This window comes from Sphaerotilus sp. FB-3 (genome assembly GCF_023706025.1).
Lineage (GTDB): Bacteria > Pseudomonadota > Gammaproteobacteria > Burkholderiales > Burkholderiaceae_C > Sphaerotilus > Sphaerotilus sulfidivorans.
Window position 1 is genome coordinate 58,991 of sequence record NZ_BQWE01000014.1, and the last position, 13,939, is coordinate 72,929.

At 69.3% G+C, this 13,939-nt stretch carries 16 protein-coding genes; 7 read left to right on the forward strand and 9 right to left on the reverse strand.

The window, feature by feature from the left end; genetic code table 11:
• Positions 1-3 precede the first annotated feature (3 nt).
• The 5 genes from NFT33_RS07525 to NFT33_RS07545 form a co-directional block, all read right to left on the reverse strand.
• Positions 4-330 (reverse strand): RNA polymerase sigma factor sigma-70 region 4 domain-containing protein, encoded by a 327-nt coding sequence (locus tag NFT33_RS07525; protein WP_251674278.1) that lies wholly within the window; start codon positions 328-330, stop codon positions 4-6.
• Positions 288-881: an REP-associated tyrosine transposase gene (locus NFT33_RS07530; protein WP_251674298.1), complete on the reverse strand. Its 594-nt coding sequence runs from the start codon at positions 879-881 to the stop codon at positions 288-290. The genes NFT33_RS07525 and NFT33_RS07530 overlap by 43 nt, the downstream gene beginning before the upstream one ends.
• Positions 882-965: 84 nt before the next feature.
• Positions 966-2,051: a calcium/sodium antiporter gene (locus tag NFT33_RS07535; RefSeq protein WP_251674301.1), complete on the reverse strand. Its 1,086-nt coding sequence runs from the start codon at positions 2,049-2,051 to the stop codon at positions 966-968.
• 156 nt (positions 2,052-2,207) lie between these two features.
• Positions 2,208-3,110, reverse strand: coding sequence for an intradiol ring-cleavage dioxygenase (locus NFT33_RS07540; RefSeq protein ID WP_251674303.1), 903 nt, complete (start codon positions 3,108-3,110; stop codon positions 2,208-2,210).
• A gap of 132 nt (positions 3,111-3,242) precedes the next feature.
• Complete coding sequence (locus tag NFT33_RS07545) at positions 3,243-4,616, reverse strand: MATE family efflux transporter (protein WP_251674305.1); 1,374 nt, start codon at positions 4,614-4,616, stop codon at positions 3,243-3,245.
• Between the two features lie 254 nt (positions 4,617-4,870).
• Between NFT33_RS07545 and NFT33_RS07550 the strand changes: the two genes are divergently transcribed.
• The 6 genes from NFT33_RS07550 to NFT33_RS07575 all read left to right on the forward strand — a co-directional run bounded on the left by NFT33_RS07550 (position 4,871) and on the right by NFT33_RS07575 (position 9,199).
• Positions 4,871-5,428 carry a ferritin-like domain-containing protein gene (locus NFT33_RS07550; protein ID WP_251674307.1) on the forward strand — a complete coding sequence of 186 codons (558 nt, stop codon included), beginning with the start codon at positions 4,871-4,873 and terminating at the stop codon, positions 5,426-5,428.
• Between the two features lie 153 nt (positions 5,429-5,581).
• On the forward strand, positions 5,582-5,956 hold the full coding sequence (locus NFT33_RS07555; RefSeq protein ID WP_149502109.1) for a response regulator transcription factor: 375 nt from the start codon (positions 5,582-5,584) through the stop codon (positions 5,954-5,956).
• A gap of 15 nt (positions 5,957-5,971) precedes the next feature.
• Positions 5,972-7,363, forward strand: coding sequence for a CHASE3 domain-containing protein (locus NFT33_RS07560; protein ID WP_251674310.1), 1,392 nt, complete (start codon positions 5,972-5,974; stop codon positions 7,361-7,363).
• Between the two features lie 72 nt (positions 7,364-7,435).
• Positions 7,436-7,819: a hypothetical protein gene (locus NFT33_RS07565; RefSeq protein WP_220786831.1), complete on the forward strand. Its 384-nt coding sequence runs from the start codon at positions 7,436-7,438 to the stop codon at positions 7,817-7,819.
• A gap of 14 nt (positions 7,820-7,833) precedes the next feature.
• Positions 7,834-8,457, forward strand: coding sequence for a hypothetical protein (locus NFT33_RS07570; protein ID WP_251674313.1), 624 nt, complete (start codon positions 7,834-7,836; stop codon positions 8,455-8,457).
• A gap of 91 nt (positions 8,458-8,548) precedes the next feature.
• Positions 8,549-9,199 (forward strand): YiaD family glycine zipper/OmpA-like lipoprotein, encoded by a 651-nt coding sequence (locus NFT33_RS07575; RefSeq protein WP_473964564.1) that lies wholly within the window; start codon positions 8,549-8,551, stop codon positions 9,197-9,199.
• Between the two features lie 137 nt (positions 9,200-9,336).
• Here the strand turns inward: NFT33_RS07575 and NFT33_RS07580 are convergent, their stop codons facing one another.
• The 3 genes from NFT33_RS07580 to NFT33_RS07590 form a co-directional block, all read right to left on the reverse strand.
• Entirely contained in the window at positions 9,337-11,049 is a 1,713-nt protein-coding gene (locus NFT33_RS07580; RefSeq protein ID WP_251674316.1) for an IS200/IS605 family accessory protein TnpB-related protein, read from the reverse strand.
• The gene (locus NFT33_RS07585; RefSeq protein ID WP_251674319.1) at positions 11,036-11,662 is read right to left on the reverse strand and encodes an IS607 family transposase; all 627 of its coding nucleotides are present in this window, start codon (positions 11,660-11,662) and stop codon (positions 11,036-11,038) included. Before NFT33_RS07585 ends, NFT33_RS07580 begins: the two co-directional genes overlap by 14 nt.
• Before the next feature lie 170 nt (positions 11,663-11,832).
• The gene (locus tag NFT33_RS07590) at positions 11,833-12,078 is read right to left on the reverse strand and encodes a DUF2789 family protein (protein WP_251674322.1); all 246 of its coding nucleotides are present in this window, start codon (positions 12,076-12,078) and stop codon (positions 11,833-11,835) included.
• Between the two features lie 213 nt (positions 12,079-12,291).
• Here NFT33_RS07590 and NFT33_RS07595 point away from each other — a divergent pair, with 213 nt between their 5' ends.
• Complete coding sequence (locus NFT33_RS07595) at positions 12,292-12,495, forward strand: hypothetical protein (RefSeq protein ID WP_149502120.1); 204 nt, start codon at positions 12,292-12,294, stop codon at positions 12,493-12,495.
• A gap of 127 nt (positions 12,496-12,622) precedes the next feature.
• Here the strand turns inward: NFT33_RS07595 and NFT33_RS07600 are convergent, their stop codons facing one another.
• Positions 12,623-13,906 (reverse strand): DUF4397 domain-containing protein, encoded by a 1,284-nt coding sequence (locus NFT33_RS07600; RefSeq protein ID WP_251674325.1) that lies wholly within the window; start codon positions 13,904-13,906, stop codon positions 12,623-12,625.
• Positions 13,907-13,939: the final 33 nt, after the last annotated feature.

Below are 13,939 nucleotides of genomic sequence, written 5' to 3' on the forward strand. Positions count from 1 at the left end.
TTATCAAGCCTCAGTCCCCAAACGCTGTTCCGCACGCGCGATCAACTGGCTGACCCGCGCCAAGGTCAGGCCGACCTCGGCGGCCAGCGCCGTCATGGTCTGCCCGCTTTCGGTGTAGGCCCGATACAGCGCCTCTTCGCGGGTGCTGCACAAGCCCAGCCAGTCGCTCAAGCTCCGAGTGGAGCTGCGCTGAAGTTTCGGCACGCTGACGCTGTGGAGCGCCTGGGGTGAGGCCTGGTCGAGCATGCGGGCGACGAAGTTGTCGTCGCCCAGGTAGATCTGGCGGTTCAGTGCACCGGCCCACAGCGAGACGCCTTGACCTGCGGCCACCAGCTCGGCCCAGGCGCGTTGCGCCCGTGTCTGCTGTGCGCGGGTGTGGGCATCTCTCCCGAGCAGTGGCTCCAGATTTCGGCGCTGCCGAGCCAGTCTGGCGCCGTGCACCGCCCTGTGTGGGCCAGGTAGCTCGACCAGGGCCAGTCACCAGGCTCGATCACCATTCCGGCTCGCACAGGGTTGAGCTCGACATAACGACAGACCGCCAGCAGGTAGGCCTCGCGGTCCACCAGGATGGCCTTGAAGCGTCCCTGAAAGAGGTGCCCCACCTTGCCATGCCGACGGTTGCAGGCCTGGGTGTAGACGCCGTTGATGTGTCGCATCAACGCCGACAGGTTGCCCTGCCGGGTGTGCAGCACGAAGTGGTAATGATTGCTCATCAGGCAGTAGGCCAGCATCTGCGCATCAAAGCGAGCCATGCCCTGCGCCACGATGGCCAGCAGCCGCGCCCGGTCCATGTCGTCCAGGAAAATGTCCTCGCGCCGGTCACCTCGGGAGGTGACGTGGTACAGCGCGCCTGGGAACTCGATGCGCAGAGGGCGGGACATGGCGGCAATCCAGCGGTTGTGGAGGGCGACCGGATACTTTCTTGATTGGAGACCTGACCCGGGTTGTCGGGTTCTTGGTTCTGCTCAGAACGACGGGGGCGTCTCCGATCGGCGGATCGTCATGACCACCAGCGTGATGACGGTCAGCGGCACGACGAAGCTCATCATCACGCCCGAGAAGGTCGGCAGCGCGTCGTGCTGCTGCGCCGCCAGGATCAGGTAGGTGACATAGGCGACGTAGTAGCCGAGGAAGACCGCGCCCTCCCAGCGGGCGATCTCGCGGCCGGTCAGGAAGACCGGCAGGCAGGCCAGCGACACGGCCAGCATGACCCAGATGTCGAAGGCCAGCACCGACGGCGGGACCATCAGGCCGAGGTCGCCCGACACCAGCCCCGACAGGCCGACGCAGCCCAGCAGGTTGAAGGTGTTGCTGCCGACCACGTTGCCCACCGCGATGTCGCGCTCACCCTTCAGCGCAGCCGCCAGGCTTGTGGCCACCTCGGGCATGCTGGTGCCGGCGGCGACGATGGTCAGGCCGATGACGAGGTCGCTCACGCCGAGCGCCTTGGCGAAGTTCACCGAGGCCTGCACCAGGAAGTCCGAGCCGAACACCAGCGCGGCCAGGCCGGCGCCGATCAGCGCGAGCTGCACGACGAGCCGGTCGTCCCAGGCGCCGGCCTCGGCGGGCCTGACCTCCGCGGCGTACTCGTCCTGCGCGGCCTGCGTCTCGCGCCGCGACTGGACGACCAGGAACACGGTGTAGCCCAGCAGCAGGGTGAACAGCAGGCCGCCGTCGAGCATCGACAGCTTGCCGTCCAGCCCGAGCGCCAGCAGCAGCAGGCTGGCGCCCACCATGATGGGCACCTCCTGGCGGATGAGCTGGATGTTCACCACCAGCGGCGCGATCAGCGCGCTCAGGCCCAGGATGAACAGCACGTTGAAGATGTTGCTGCCCACCACGTTGCCGATGGCGATGTCGGTGCGGCCGTCCATGACGGCGCCGGCGCTCACCGCCATCTCGGGCGCGCTGGTGCCGAAGGCGACGATGGTCAGGCCCACCACCAGCGGGCTGATGCCGAATGACAGGGCCAGCTTGGAGGCGCCGCGCACCAGGGTGTTGGCCCCGAAGATCAGCAGCGCCAGGCCGGCGACGAACAGGAGGGCGTTCATGGGGGATTCGCCTCTTGCAGGCTGTGAAGGCAATGGGGCTGCAAGGTTAAGGGGCCAGGTCTCAACTATCAAGTCCTAGGAGGAGTGTGGGTAGCAAAGGGCTGTGGGCCCGTGTGGAGTGGAGGGCGGCATGAATCTGCATCGTCGGGTCCGGCGTCAGACCCCTATCGTCAGCGTCGCGGCAAAGCCGTTCGTCGCATCGCCCGTCACCGTCGCCATCTGCGTCGAGTAGCCGTCGCTGAAGATGTTGTCGCTGGCCAGCGTGATCGCGTTCAGGTTGGTCAGGCTGCCGGTGTAGCCGCTGGCGCTGCCGTAGACGCTGCGGCAGACCGACTCGGGCAGCGCCAGCTGCGAGGTGCGCACGTCGCTGTTGCCGCTGGTGGCGGTGGCCAGGCTCGAGAAGACCTCGAAGTGGATGTGCGGCCAGCGCCCGCTGTAGCAGCCGGGAAAGATCGTGGTGAAGGTGAGCTCGCCGCTGGCGTTGCTGACCTGCACGCCGCGCAGGTAGTTCTGCGCCGTCACGCCCGAGGAATACAGCGAGTAGCCGCCGTCGCGGGTGCAGTGCCACAGGTAGACCGCGTAGCCCTCGAGGTTGGCGCAGGCGGCCGAGACGCTGACCAGCTTCAGCGTGACGGTCAGCGGCACGCCGGCGGCGGTGCCGCTCATCGTGCCGAAGCTCGAGCGGATGTCGCTGCGCACGATGCCGCTCTGCGTCAGCACGTTGACCACGCCGCTGCTGTTGGAGTTGGTGCCGTCGCCCGGATAGGGGCCGGCCGTCTCGGACGGAATGCTCGAGCACGAACTCACCGTGCTGCCCGAGCCGGAGGAGGTCGATGCCGAGGAGGATGACGAGGAGAACGAGGACGAGCCGCTGCTGCTGCCCGAGGTGCCGGCGTCCTCGCTGGCACCGCCGCAGCCCGCGAGGCCCAGCAGCGGCAGCGATCCGGCCGCCAGACCGCCGAACAGGCGCAGCGCGCGGCGTCGGTCCGGGGCCTGCAGCCGAGCCAGATGTTCCAGGTCATGGCGCAGGCCGTGCGCGTGGGGCGGGTGATCGTTCATGGCGGTGGCTCGAGGGTCAGGACGAGTGTGGATTGTTCGCGAGCGGTGTTGCTGCTCCGTCAAGCCCGGGTGAGGCTTGATCTCTGTCCATTTCCGTCGGAAACAGCCGCAGCGCCGGCTTCAAGGGCCGCCTCAGAATCGGGTCTCGGCGCCGGGGGTGCGCATGCGCACCAGGATCTCGCGGGCATGGCGCACCCAGCCGTGCGTTTCCCAGCGGTGCAGCATGATCAGGCTGCGGATGCATTCGTCGGCGGCATAGGCGGCGAAGATGCCCGGCAGGCCGAACATCCGTCCCAGCACCACCGAGCCGACGCCCAGCACCAGCACCAGCGAGGCCATGCTGGCCAGCGTCGGATAGATCGCGTCGCCGGTGGCGCGCAGCGCGCCCAGCACCACCATGTTGGCGACCCGGCCGGTCTCCAGCGCGCAGGCGATCCACAGCAGCGTCTGCGCCGAGGCGATCACCGCCGGATCGCGGGTGAAGGCGCGCATCAGCCACGGCGCGGTCGCTGCGGCCAGCAGCGCCAGCGAGCCCGAGGCGAGCACGCCGTTGCGCAGCCCCTTGCGCACCAGCTGGTGCGCGGTGCGGAACTCGCCCGCGCCGACGAGGTGGCCGACCATGATCTCGCAGGCCCAGCCGATCGACATGCTGATCAGCAGCACGTACTTCAGCACCTGCAGCACATAGGCCTGGGTGGCCAGCTCGGCCACGCCCAGCCGCGCGGCGGCGGCCAGCGACATCATGAAGGCCAGGCGGTAGACCATCTCCAGCGAGGCGCCGGGCCCGCCGATGCGCAGCACCGGCCACAGCGCCCGTGGCGGGCAGACCCACCAGTCGCGCTGGCGCGGCACCAGCTGCAGGCGCTGGCGCCAGAAGTGCAGGTGCATCGCCAGCCCGACCGCGCGGCTGACGGTCAGGCCGATCGCGTAGCCGGTCAGGCCCAGGCCGTCCCAGCTTCCGACGCCGCGCATCAGCACGAAGGCCAGCAGCAGATGCACGCCGTGCATCACCAGCATGACGACCAGCGTCTCGCGGGCATGCAGGTGCGCGCGCAGCGTCGCGGCCATCGTCAGGTTGAAGGCCTCGAGCAGCAGCGCCAGCGCCAGCAGCTGCAGATAGGGCCCGGCGAGCTGCGCCACCGCCGCCGGCGCGTTGAGCAGGTCCAGCACCGCGTCGCTGCCGAACAGCACCACGCCGGCAGCGATCAGTCCGGCCCAGGTGCTCGCGCCCAGGCCGACCAGCGCGGTGCTGCCGGCCGCCTGCGGCCGCTGCGCGCCCAGCGCCTGCGTGACCCCGGCGCCCACGCCGATCGCCAGCACCCGGAACAGCACGAACAGCGTCTCGAGCACCTGCTGCGACAGCCCGAAGGCGCCGGCGGCCGCATCCGACTCGTTCGAGGCCAGCCACAGGCCGGCCATCGCCACCGTCATGCCGATCAGGAACTCGCCCAGGATCGGGCCGGCGATGCGGTTGAGCCGCGGGCGGGAGGAGGAGAGCGACGACATCGGGAGGCAGCTCGTGGACGTGCAGGATGGGAACGATTTCGGAATCGGTTCCAGATTCTGGACTTCCGGGGCCCGGATCGGCCAGCCCGGGCATTCCCGCGACGGGCCTTTCCGGGCTTTCCGACCGTTCCGTCGACCGGCCTGTCGTCCTACAGCGGCCACCGGCCGAGGCCGATGCCGCCCCCGGTGTCGCCGACCTACAGTGAGCCCATCCCGGACCGTGTCCGACCGCCCGAACCCCGAAGGAAGCCGCCATGCCTGCCAAGACCTCGTCCGCCCCCGCCCCCGCCGCCGACACCCTGCGCCTCGACGAGGGCGCGATCGACCGGGCCCGCTCGTCGCTCGACGACGGTGCGGTCACGCCCAGCCTGGGACCGTGGAGCGAGCAGATCGTCGCGCTGCTGAACGACGCGCTGGCCACCGAACTGGTCTGCGTGCTGCGCTACAAGCGCCACCACTTCACCGCCCACGGCCTGGCCTCGCCGAAGATCGCCGAGGAGTTCATGGTGCATGCGCAGGAAGAGGCCGGCCACGCCGACCGCCTGGCCGAGCGCATCGTGCAGCTCGGCGGCAAGCCGGACTTCCATCCTGCCCACCTGCTCGAGCGCAGCCACGCCGACTATGACGAGTCCGACGACCTGAAGGCGATGGTGCGCGCCAACCTGGTGGCCGAGCGGGTCGCGGTCGAGAGCTACCGCCAGATGATCGCGCTGGTCGCCGACAAGGATCCGACGACGCGCCGCCTGCTCGAGGACATTCTCGGCGACGAGGAGGAGCATGCCGACGAGCTGGCCGACATGCTCGAGGGCTGATCCCGGAATGGCACACACGGTTTTCGCAGCCGCTGTAGGTGTGCTCCTACAGCCAGCGCCAGGGGCAGGCGCTATGCTGTGGCGAACCGTGACAGTGCGCAGCCGCTGGAGCGGACCATGATTGCATCTTCGACATCACCAAGACACTTCGACATGAGGACCCTGTCCTGCTTCATCGTCGAGGACAGCCCCGTGATCCGCGACAACCTGATCGAGACTCTCGAGGAGATGGTGCCGGTTCGTGTGTGCGGCACGGCCGAGAGCGAAAGCGATGCGCTCGACGCCCTGCGCCGGCAGTCCCCGCAGCCCGATCTGGTCATCATCGACATCTTCCTGAAGGCCGGCTCCGGCCTGGGCGTGCTGCAGCAGGCGCGCCAGCACCGCTACGGCCGTCATCTGGTCGTGCTGAGCAACTACGCCACGCCCGAGATGCGCCGGCGCTGTGCCGAGCTCGGGGCCGACCGCGTCTTCGACAAGTCCAGCGAACTCGAGGAGCTGATCGGCTACTGCGAGACGCTCGGGGCCTGATCGGCGGGTTCGTCCATGCGTCTGCGCGATCGGCCTGTTGCGGTGCTGACCTGGCTGCGGGACCGCGGCCTGGTGATGCCGCTGGCGGTGCTGGTCGCGGCGCTGATGCTGTTCGTCAGCGAGGGCGGCTACCAGCGCACCCGTGGCTCGCTCGATGCCGCCATCGAGGCGGCGCAGGCGCGGCTGACCCTGCACCGGCTGCTCGGCCTGGTGACGCAGGCGGAGTCGGCCAAGCGCGGCTATCTGCTGTCGAGCCGGCGCGAGTATCTGCAGCCCTACGTCGAGGCGGTGCGCGACATCGAGAGCCAGATCGCCGTGCTGCAGCAGCGCATGGGCTCGTCCGGCATGCATGGCGATCCCGCGCTGTCGGCCATCGAGCAGGAGCTGATCGAGCGCCTGCGCATGAAGATGGACGAGATGAGCGAGGTGCTGCTGCGCTTCGACCGCCAGGACGTGCGCGGTGCGATGGACCTGGTGCTGACCGACATCGGCCTGCGCAACATGGAGCAGATCCGCGCGCTGGCCGATCAGCTGATCGAGCACAGCAACCAGCGCATCGCAGCCCGGACCGCCGAGATGTACGACGCGATGCTGTTCCTGCGCCTGGGCATCCTGGCGCTGGTGATTGCCAGCCTGCTGGCGCTGGGCCTGTATGTGCGCCAGAGCCGCGCGATGGCGGCGCAGCGCGCCGAGCAGCAGCGCATGGTGCAGGCCGAGCGCGATCTGCTCGAGATCGAGGTGCGTCGGCGCACCGCAGACCTGCTCGATCTGTCCTGGCATCTGCAGCATGCGCGCGAGGACGAGCGCAGCCGGCTCGCGCGCGAGCTGCATGACGAGCTCGGCGCGCTGCTGACCGCCGCCAAGCTGGATGCCGCCCGCATCCGCCCGAAGCTGGCCGACGCGCCGCCGGAGGTGCACGAGCGCCTGAAGCATCTGACGCAGACGCTCAACAGCGGCATCGCGCTCAAGCGCCGCATCATCGAGGACCTGCGGCCGTCCTCGCTGTCCAATCTCGGGCTGCTGCCGGCGCTGGAGATTCTCGGCAGCGAGTTCGCCGAACGCTCGGGTCTGGCGGTGCACATGAAGCTGACGCCGGGCATCGGCCTGGATGCCGGCGCGCAGCTCACCGCCTACCGCATGGTGCAGGAGGCGCTGACCAACATCGCCAAGTACGCGCAGGCCGGCACGGTCGAGATCAGCCTGGTGCTGGACGGACCGATGGCGCTGCTGACCGTGCAGGATGACGGCATCGGCTTCGATGCGGCCCAGGCCAGCGGTCGCAGCGCCCACGGCCTGACCGGCATGCGCTACCGCGTCGAGAGCGAGGGCGGCATGTTCGAGATCGACGCGGCGCCCGGGCGCGGCACCCGCCTGTCGGCCTGGCTGCCGCGGCGCGATCCGGCGTAGTTCCCGTCCTACAGCGGCGCGGCGGCTGTGCCGCTGGCGGCACCTGCGGGCGCGTCCTACGCTGGACGCACCATGTTCCATCCCCTGCTCAAGCTGCTGGCGCGGCGGCCCGACCTGCTCGCCGATCACCTCGACGCCTACGCGGACCTGGCCTCCGCACAGGTGCGTGCGACCCGACGTGCGCTGGCCACCCGCGCGCTGCTGGTGGCGCTGGCCGGCCTGGGTGCGCTGCTGGCGCTGCTGCTGGCCGGCATGGCGCTGCTGCTGTGGGCGGCGCTGTCGCCCGAGCTGCTGGCGCGACCCTGGATGCTGCTGCTGATTCCGGCGCTGCCGGCGCTGCTGGCGCTGGGCGCGGCCTGGGCGCTGCGCTCGAGCGCACCGCTGGCCGGCTTCGGCCCGCTGCGCGAGCAGTTCTCGCGTGACGCGCAGATGCTGCACGACGCCTCGCGACCCTGAAAGGACACCGCAAGATGCTGGATCCGGACCTGAGCCGAGCGCGCGAGCGCCTGGAGGCTTCCCGCGAGCGCCTGCTTGCGCACATGCGTGGCGAGGCCGATCCCGCCGATGCCGAGGCCCGGCCGGCGGTGGCCACGGGCGAGCGGCGGGCGCCCGCGGCGCCGGTCGACGCCGCGGGCCAGCTCAGCCTGCTGGCGGCGCTGCGCCAGCGCGTCGAGGCTCATCCGGTCGGCGCGGTGCTGCTCGACACCGGGCAGCTGTGGTGGGAGCGCCATCCGGCGCGTGCGGTGCTGCTGCGGGCCCAGGGCCGCCTCGATCGCACGACCGCACCCTTCGTGCGCCGCCATCCCGTCGTCGCGGTGGCGCTGGCGGCAGCCGCCGGCGGCGCGCTGGCGGCGCTGCGGCCGTGGCAGGACGCCCGGGTGCTCAGGCTCTGGCGGCCGGTGCAGAGCCACCTGGGCGGCTGGCTGCGCGCGCAGTTCCCGATGCAGACGCTGATCCACGCCGCGGTCACCGCGCTGGCCACGCGGGCGATGAGCCCGTCGGCGCAGGACACGGCCGAGGCCGCTGTCGGCGTCGTCCGACAGGAACAGTCGGCGCAGGCCGATGCCGTGCAGGAATCCTTCGCGCGACCATGAGGCCATGAAAAACCTTCTCCTGCCTTCCTCGCCGTCGTCGCCGGCCGTGCTGTCCGGTGCCTGTCCTGTCTTGTCTCGCCCGCTGTCGCGCCTGCGTGCCGGCTCCGGCCTGGTGGCGCTGTCGCTGGCCATGCTGGCTGCCGGCTGCTCCACGCCGATGAGCGAGCGCCAGCGCGGCACCGCGGTCGGCGCCGGGGTCGGTGCGGGCGTCGGCGCGGTGATCGGCTCGGTCACCGGCGGCAAGGCCGGGCAGAGTGCGGTCATCGGCGGCGTGGTCGGCGCGGTGGCCGGCAATCTGTGGTCCAAGCGCATGGAAGAGCGCCAGAAGGCGCTCGAGCAGGCCACGCAGGGCACCGCGGTGCAGGTCGCGCGCACGGCGGACAACCGCATCCGCGTCAACATTCCCAGCGATTTCTCCTTCGACGTCGGCCGCTCGGCGGTCAAGCCGCAGATGCGCCCGGTGCTCGACGAGCTGGCGCGCAACACCGATGCCGCGCTGCGCATGAACGTCATCGGCTACACCGACTCGACCGGCAGCGACGCGGTGAACCGCCCGCTGTCGCTGGACCGGGCCGAATCGGTGCGCGACTACCTGGTCGGCCGCGGCGTCACCGCCTCGCGCATCGTCGTCGACGGACGCGGCGCCAGCGATCCGGTCGCCAGCAACGACAGCGAGTCCGGCCGCGCGATGAACCGCCGCGTCGAGATCTATCTCTCCGAACCCGCCCAGGCCGGCGGCTGATCGCGCCGCGACGCATCGTCTTTCGCCTTCTCCTGCCCGCTGGCCCGCCTCGTGCGGGCCTTCCGTCGTTTGCCGTCGTTCGTCATTCACTGTTCCTATAAACCTATCCAGACGTACCCAAGCCTGAGCAAAGCTGCTCAGAACGGCACATCGTCGAAGACAGGCACGCCAGCCGAACAGTGCTGCTGACGATTCGCGCCAAGGGATCGCACCTTGGTCTTCCGGGTTGCGCTCACTGCCTGAATTGCTTGAGACAGAGGCGCCGGGGCCGCTTTCGCAGCACCAGACCGGAAGTGCCCTGCATGGGCCGCTGACTGGCTTGAACGAACGGCCGCCCATTGCGTCCACACATGCTTCGCGCGATTCCTTGCAGGTAGCGCGAAGGTGACGTGGCCGCCGTTGCGGGCCGGCACTGCCACGATGCCGTGCTGGCAGTCGGGGGCAGTGCTGCGGTAGGCCGCGAACGGGCGTTCTTTCAAGCCAAGTCCACGACGCGCGATGGCGAAGGCCGCTGCGGCGTGGACGCTGATGCCGAGTCGGGCCGCGTGGTTCACGGCGCCGATGACGGAGGTGTACGCGGGATTCACCGCGATCACGTCGATGCCGGCGCGGAAGGCCGCCGCACGCAACATCGAGTCGAAGTCTCTGTAGGCCAGCGCACTGAGCATGCGCGCACGCCACGGGTCCGCGCCTTCCAGTCGGGCCTTTTTCTCGCGGAAGTCCAGCCGCTCGATAACGATGGGCTTGGAGGATGCGCGGGCGCGCTCGACCACCTGCTTCACGGCGTCACCCATGGCGGCACGGCGCTGGTCGGAGTTCATCCCGCGGGGGTCGAGGTCGATGCGCTGGTGGGCGATGAGGTTGCCGTGCCGGTCGGTTTCGGCCACGGCGAGGTGGTCGGCGTTGAAGTCCGCACCCACCGCGCCGGCCTGCGCCGTGCTGATCGTGGGCACCGGATCGACCGACACGGACACGAACACGCGCCAGCCCTTGCCGTCGCGCACAAAACGATAGGTCAGCGCCTTGCCGTGGCGGGTCTTGGTCGGTTTGCCGGTGGCGCTCACGCGCTCGACCACCCGGCCGCACTCAAGGGCGGCGCGGATCTGGTCCATGCCGTAGGCAAAGCGGATGCCGTGAAGTTCGACGTACTTGCTGGCCTTGACCAGCGAATCGGGCACGCGCAGCCGCAGCGACACCGTGCCATCGTCGGCCAGCGTTGCTACACAGCCTTGACACCCGCCCGTCTCGTCCTTGCTGCCCAGCACAGAGAACTGCTCGGACCGGGCGCGGTACCACGCATCCCGCCATGCCGCGTGATCTGCGAAGCCGTTGGCCGACAGGTCGAACTGCGCACGGAACAACCGGCGCGACCCGAAGGCGATGCGGACCCTGCCCGCCTTGTGGTCGGCCTGCATGCTTTCCAGCCGGGCCGCCATGGTGATCGCGCTGCGCGTCTTCTGGTGCAGCTTGCCCAGCCGCTTCACGCGGGCCTCGGGCGTCTCGGACTTGGGCGCCGTGCCCAGCTTCTTCAGCGTGGCCTGCGCCTTCTTCAGCCGTGTCTTCGCCTCGTCGATCAGGCCGGTGCGGCGCTCCTTCACCGAGTCGGTCTTTCCGTCCAGACTGACTCGGATGGCGTTGAACTGCCGGCCCGTGATCCCGAACCGCTTCAGGTACTCGTTCTTCAGCTTCTCGGGCTTCACGCCCTGCGCCGTGGACTGCGCGAACAGCGTGCGCTCGACCCGGCCGAAGAGTTCGGCGTAGGCATCCAGCGCCGCCGCTGCGCCCGCATCGACCGGCACTCGGGCTTGGTAGGTGAAGGTCTTGCCTTCCGGCTCGTCAGCCTTGCGCATCCTCGGCCGCCTTCTTCACCGCGTCGATGAGCTTCTGATTCTTGCGGGACCGTGACCCGTACAGGCGAGCCGAGAACACCGTGATGATCTCAAGCACGTCCTTCGCCAGATCCTCCTCAAAGCTGGTGTCATCGCCACGGTTGAGGATGACCACCTCGACGCCCTTGGCCTCGCAGATGGCGAACACCAGTTCAGCGCCGAACCGCAGCAGCCGATCCTTGTGCGTCAGGACAAGGCGCCCCACCTTGCCTTCGATGATCTGGTTCAGCAGACGCCGAAGCCCCTTCTTCTGGTAATTCATGCCGGAACCAAGGTCGGCGATCACCTCGAATGTCCATCCCTGCGCGGCGCAGTACAGCTCAAGCACCTGCTTCTGGCGCTCCAGATCGGCTTTCTGGTCATGGCTTGAGACTCTGGCGTAAGCCACGGTCAGCAGGCTCGCCACCGGGCGCGACGCGGCGGCGGCCGGGTCGATCTGCGACAGCAGGTAGCGACGCTGGCCGCCCTCAGTCCGGGTCGGCACAAGACTGCCGTCAGCCTCCCAGCGCCGAAGCGTCGTGATGCTCACGCCTTTCAGTTTTGCGGCCTCGCCGATTGAAAGATACCTATCCATTCCGCATAGGTTAGCACAGGTATGACCAGGTATCAATCACACTGATTTCAACCTTCATGGCAGGCGGCGAGCGGCAAAAAAAGAGCCACCGCGAAGGTGGCTCGAAGAGGCTGTGACAGCACCCGTGACAGACAGGAACAGACCGGAGAGAGCAAACAGGAGAGCGGAACTCAGTGCATCGGCAGATCCGGCGCATCGCGCAGCCGCGCGTCGAGGCGGTCGATCAGGATCGCCCAGTCGGCGTCACGCGCCAGCTCGGTGGCGAGAAAGGACTTCTGGGCATCGTTCCAGAACGGCGCCTCCTCGAGCGCGACGTCCGGGGCCAGTGGCGCATGGCGGCGCACGAACTCTTCGGGCGTCTCGTCCAGACCGAGCTGGGCAAACAGCTCGGGCAGCGTGCGGAGATGGTTCTGCATCATGGGCGGGAACTCCTGGGCGTCGGGTTGGACTGGAGGGACGAATCCAGTGTGCGCCTTGCTCCGGGGGGGCTGAATCGGCGCGCGCCGCGCCGCGCCGTCAGGGCAGTCCTACGCTGTCGGATCTGTCCTACATCCGTCCGGCATGCGCGCCGATGGGGCCGGCCGGGGCGGCTCGACACAATGGCCCCAGGACAGAAAGGAGCCCCAGCGATGAATGCCCATGCCGAAGCCCGTACCGAATTTCTGCTGAAGGCGGATGCCGCGCACCAGGCTCCTTCGTTCTCGGACATGCGCCGCGCCCCGAGCAGCGAGCTCGGCTACGAGGCTGCGCTGCCTTTCTTGCCGTTCCTGTCCTGTGGCGATGCGCCTGGGCTGCCCTCGGCGCCGCTGCTCGACGGCTGGTTCACGGCCTGAGTCCGAAGCCTGTCCTCCGGGGAGACTGTTCTCCCGACCGATTTCCGTTGACCTCCTCGAATCCCATTCACCCAGGGAGTCGGCCGGCATGACCCCCCTCATGCCGGCCTTTTTTCGCCTGACGGGCTCAGCGCTCCTTGCGCAGCGCGCCGGTCACGCTGCTGCCGCTGCCGAGCATGAAGACGGTGTAGACGCCCCGGGCCGACAGCGTCACGTCGCTGACGCTGTACAGCGCGGTCGACAGCGTGGTGTCGCTCACCTCGATCGTGGTGCTGGATCCGGCGGTCACGCTGGTCGGGGGCGAGGCGGCGCCCAAGGCGATGTTCTCGGCCACCGCCGAGTAGTTGGCGGTCAGCGTCAGCGGGTTGCTGTTGATCGAGGCGCCGTGGATCAGGCGGATCTTCGCGCTGGTGCTGCTGGCGGGCAGGCGGTTGTCGTCGCCGATGACGCTCAGGCTGGCGCTGGCGGCCGGGCCCCAGACCAGCAGCGTCGAGTCGCTGCCGGCGGCCAGCGTGATCGCCGCGGTCGACAGGCTGGCGCCGTTGACGCTGATCGTCGGGGTGGCGCTGCCGGCCTTGACCAGCGCGTAGCTGCCGATGGCGGGCGAGGCGACCGAGGTGGCCAGCGTGCTGCCGTTGAAGGCCGCGCCGACCGTGCCGCTGCTGGCGACCGCCGAGACCAGGCGCACCCGCGCCAGATCGGTGTCGAGCTGGGTGATCGCGCCGCCCTGGCGCACCAGCAGGCTGTTGACCAGCACGCCGCCGCTGGTCGGCGTGACCACCAGCGCGTAGACGCCCTGGCTGTCGAGCGTCATGCTGGCGGCGTCCAGCCTCAGGTCGGTGGTGCTGCCGGCCGCGGCGATGCGCAGCCGGTAGGTGCCGCTGCCGACGGTGGTGTAGCTGCCGCTGCTGCTGCCGGCGCTGACCGAGGAGGCCACCAGCGTGGCGTTGTCCAGCGTGTCGCTGCTGCCGCTGAGGTAGACATCGACGCTGCCGGCATCCGGCGAGGCGTTGAACACCAGCAGCTTGGCGCGGCCGGACGACGGCGCGCTCTCGCTGTCGCTGAGCTGCGCGGTCTTCAGGCTGCCGTCGGCCTGGTAGGCGATGACGGTGGTGCCGTGGTCGCTGCTGAGCGTGCGCGACACGCTGCTGAGCGCGGTGGTCGAGCCGGTGCGCGTCAGCGTGGTGGTGTGGCTGCCTGCCTCGAAGCCGATGTAGCCGCTGGTCTGCCCATAGGCGATGGCCGAGCTGCGCAGCGTGTCGTCCACATGCAGGTCGAGTGCGCCGTAGTTCGTGCTGGCGTTGATCACCCGCACGGTGGCGTCGTCGTCATCGGAGGCGCCGCCGCAGCCGCCGATCAGGGCGACAGTGGCGGACAGCAGCAGGGCAGGGAGCCAGCGCAGGGGATTCATGAAGCGGTGTGTCGGTCAGCCGGTAGGAAGGAC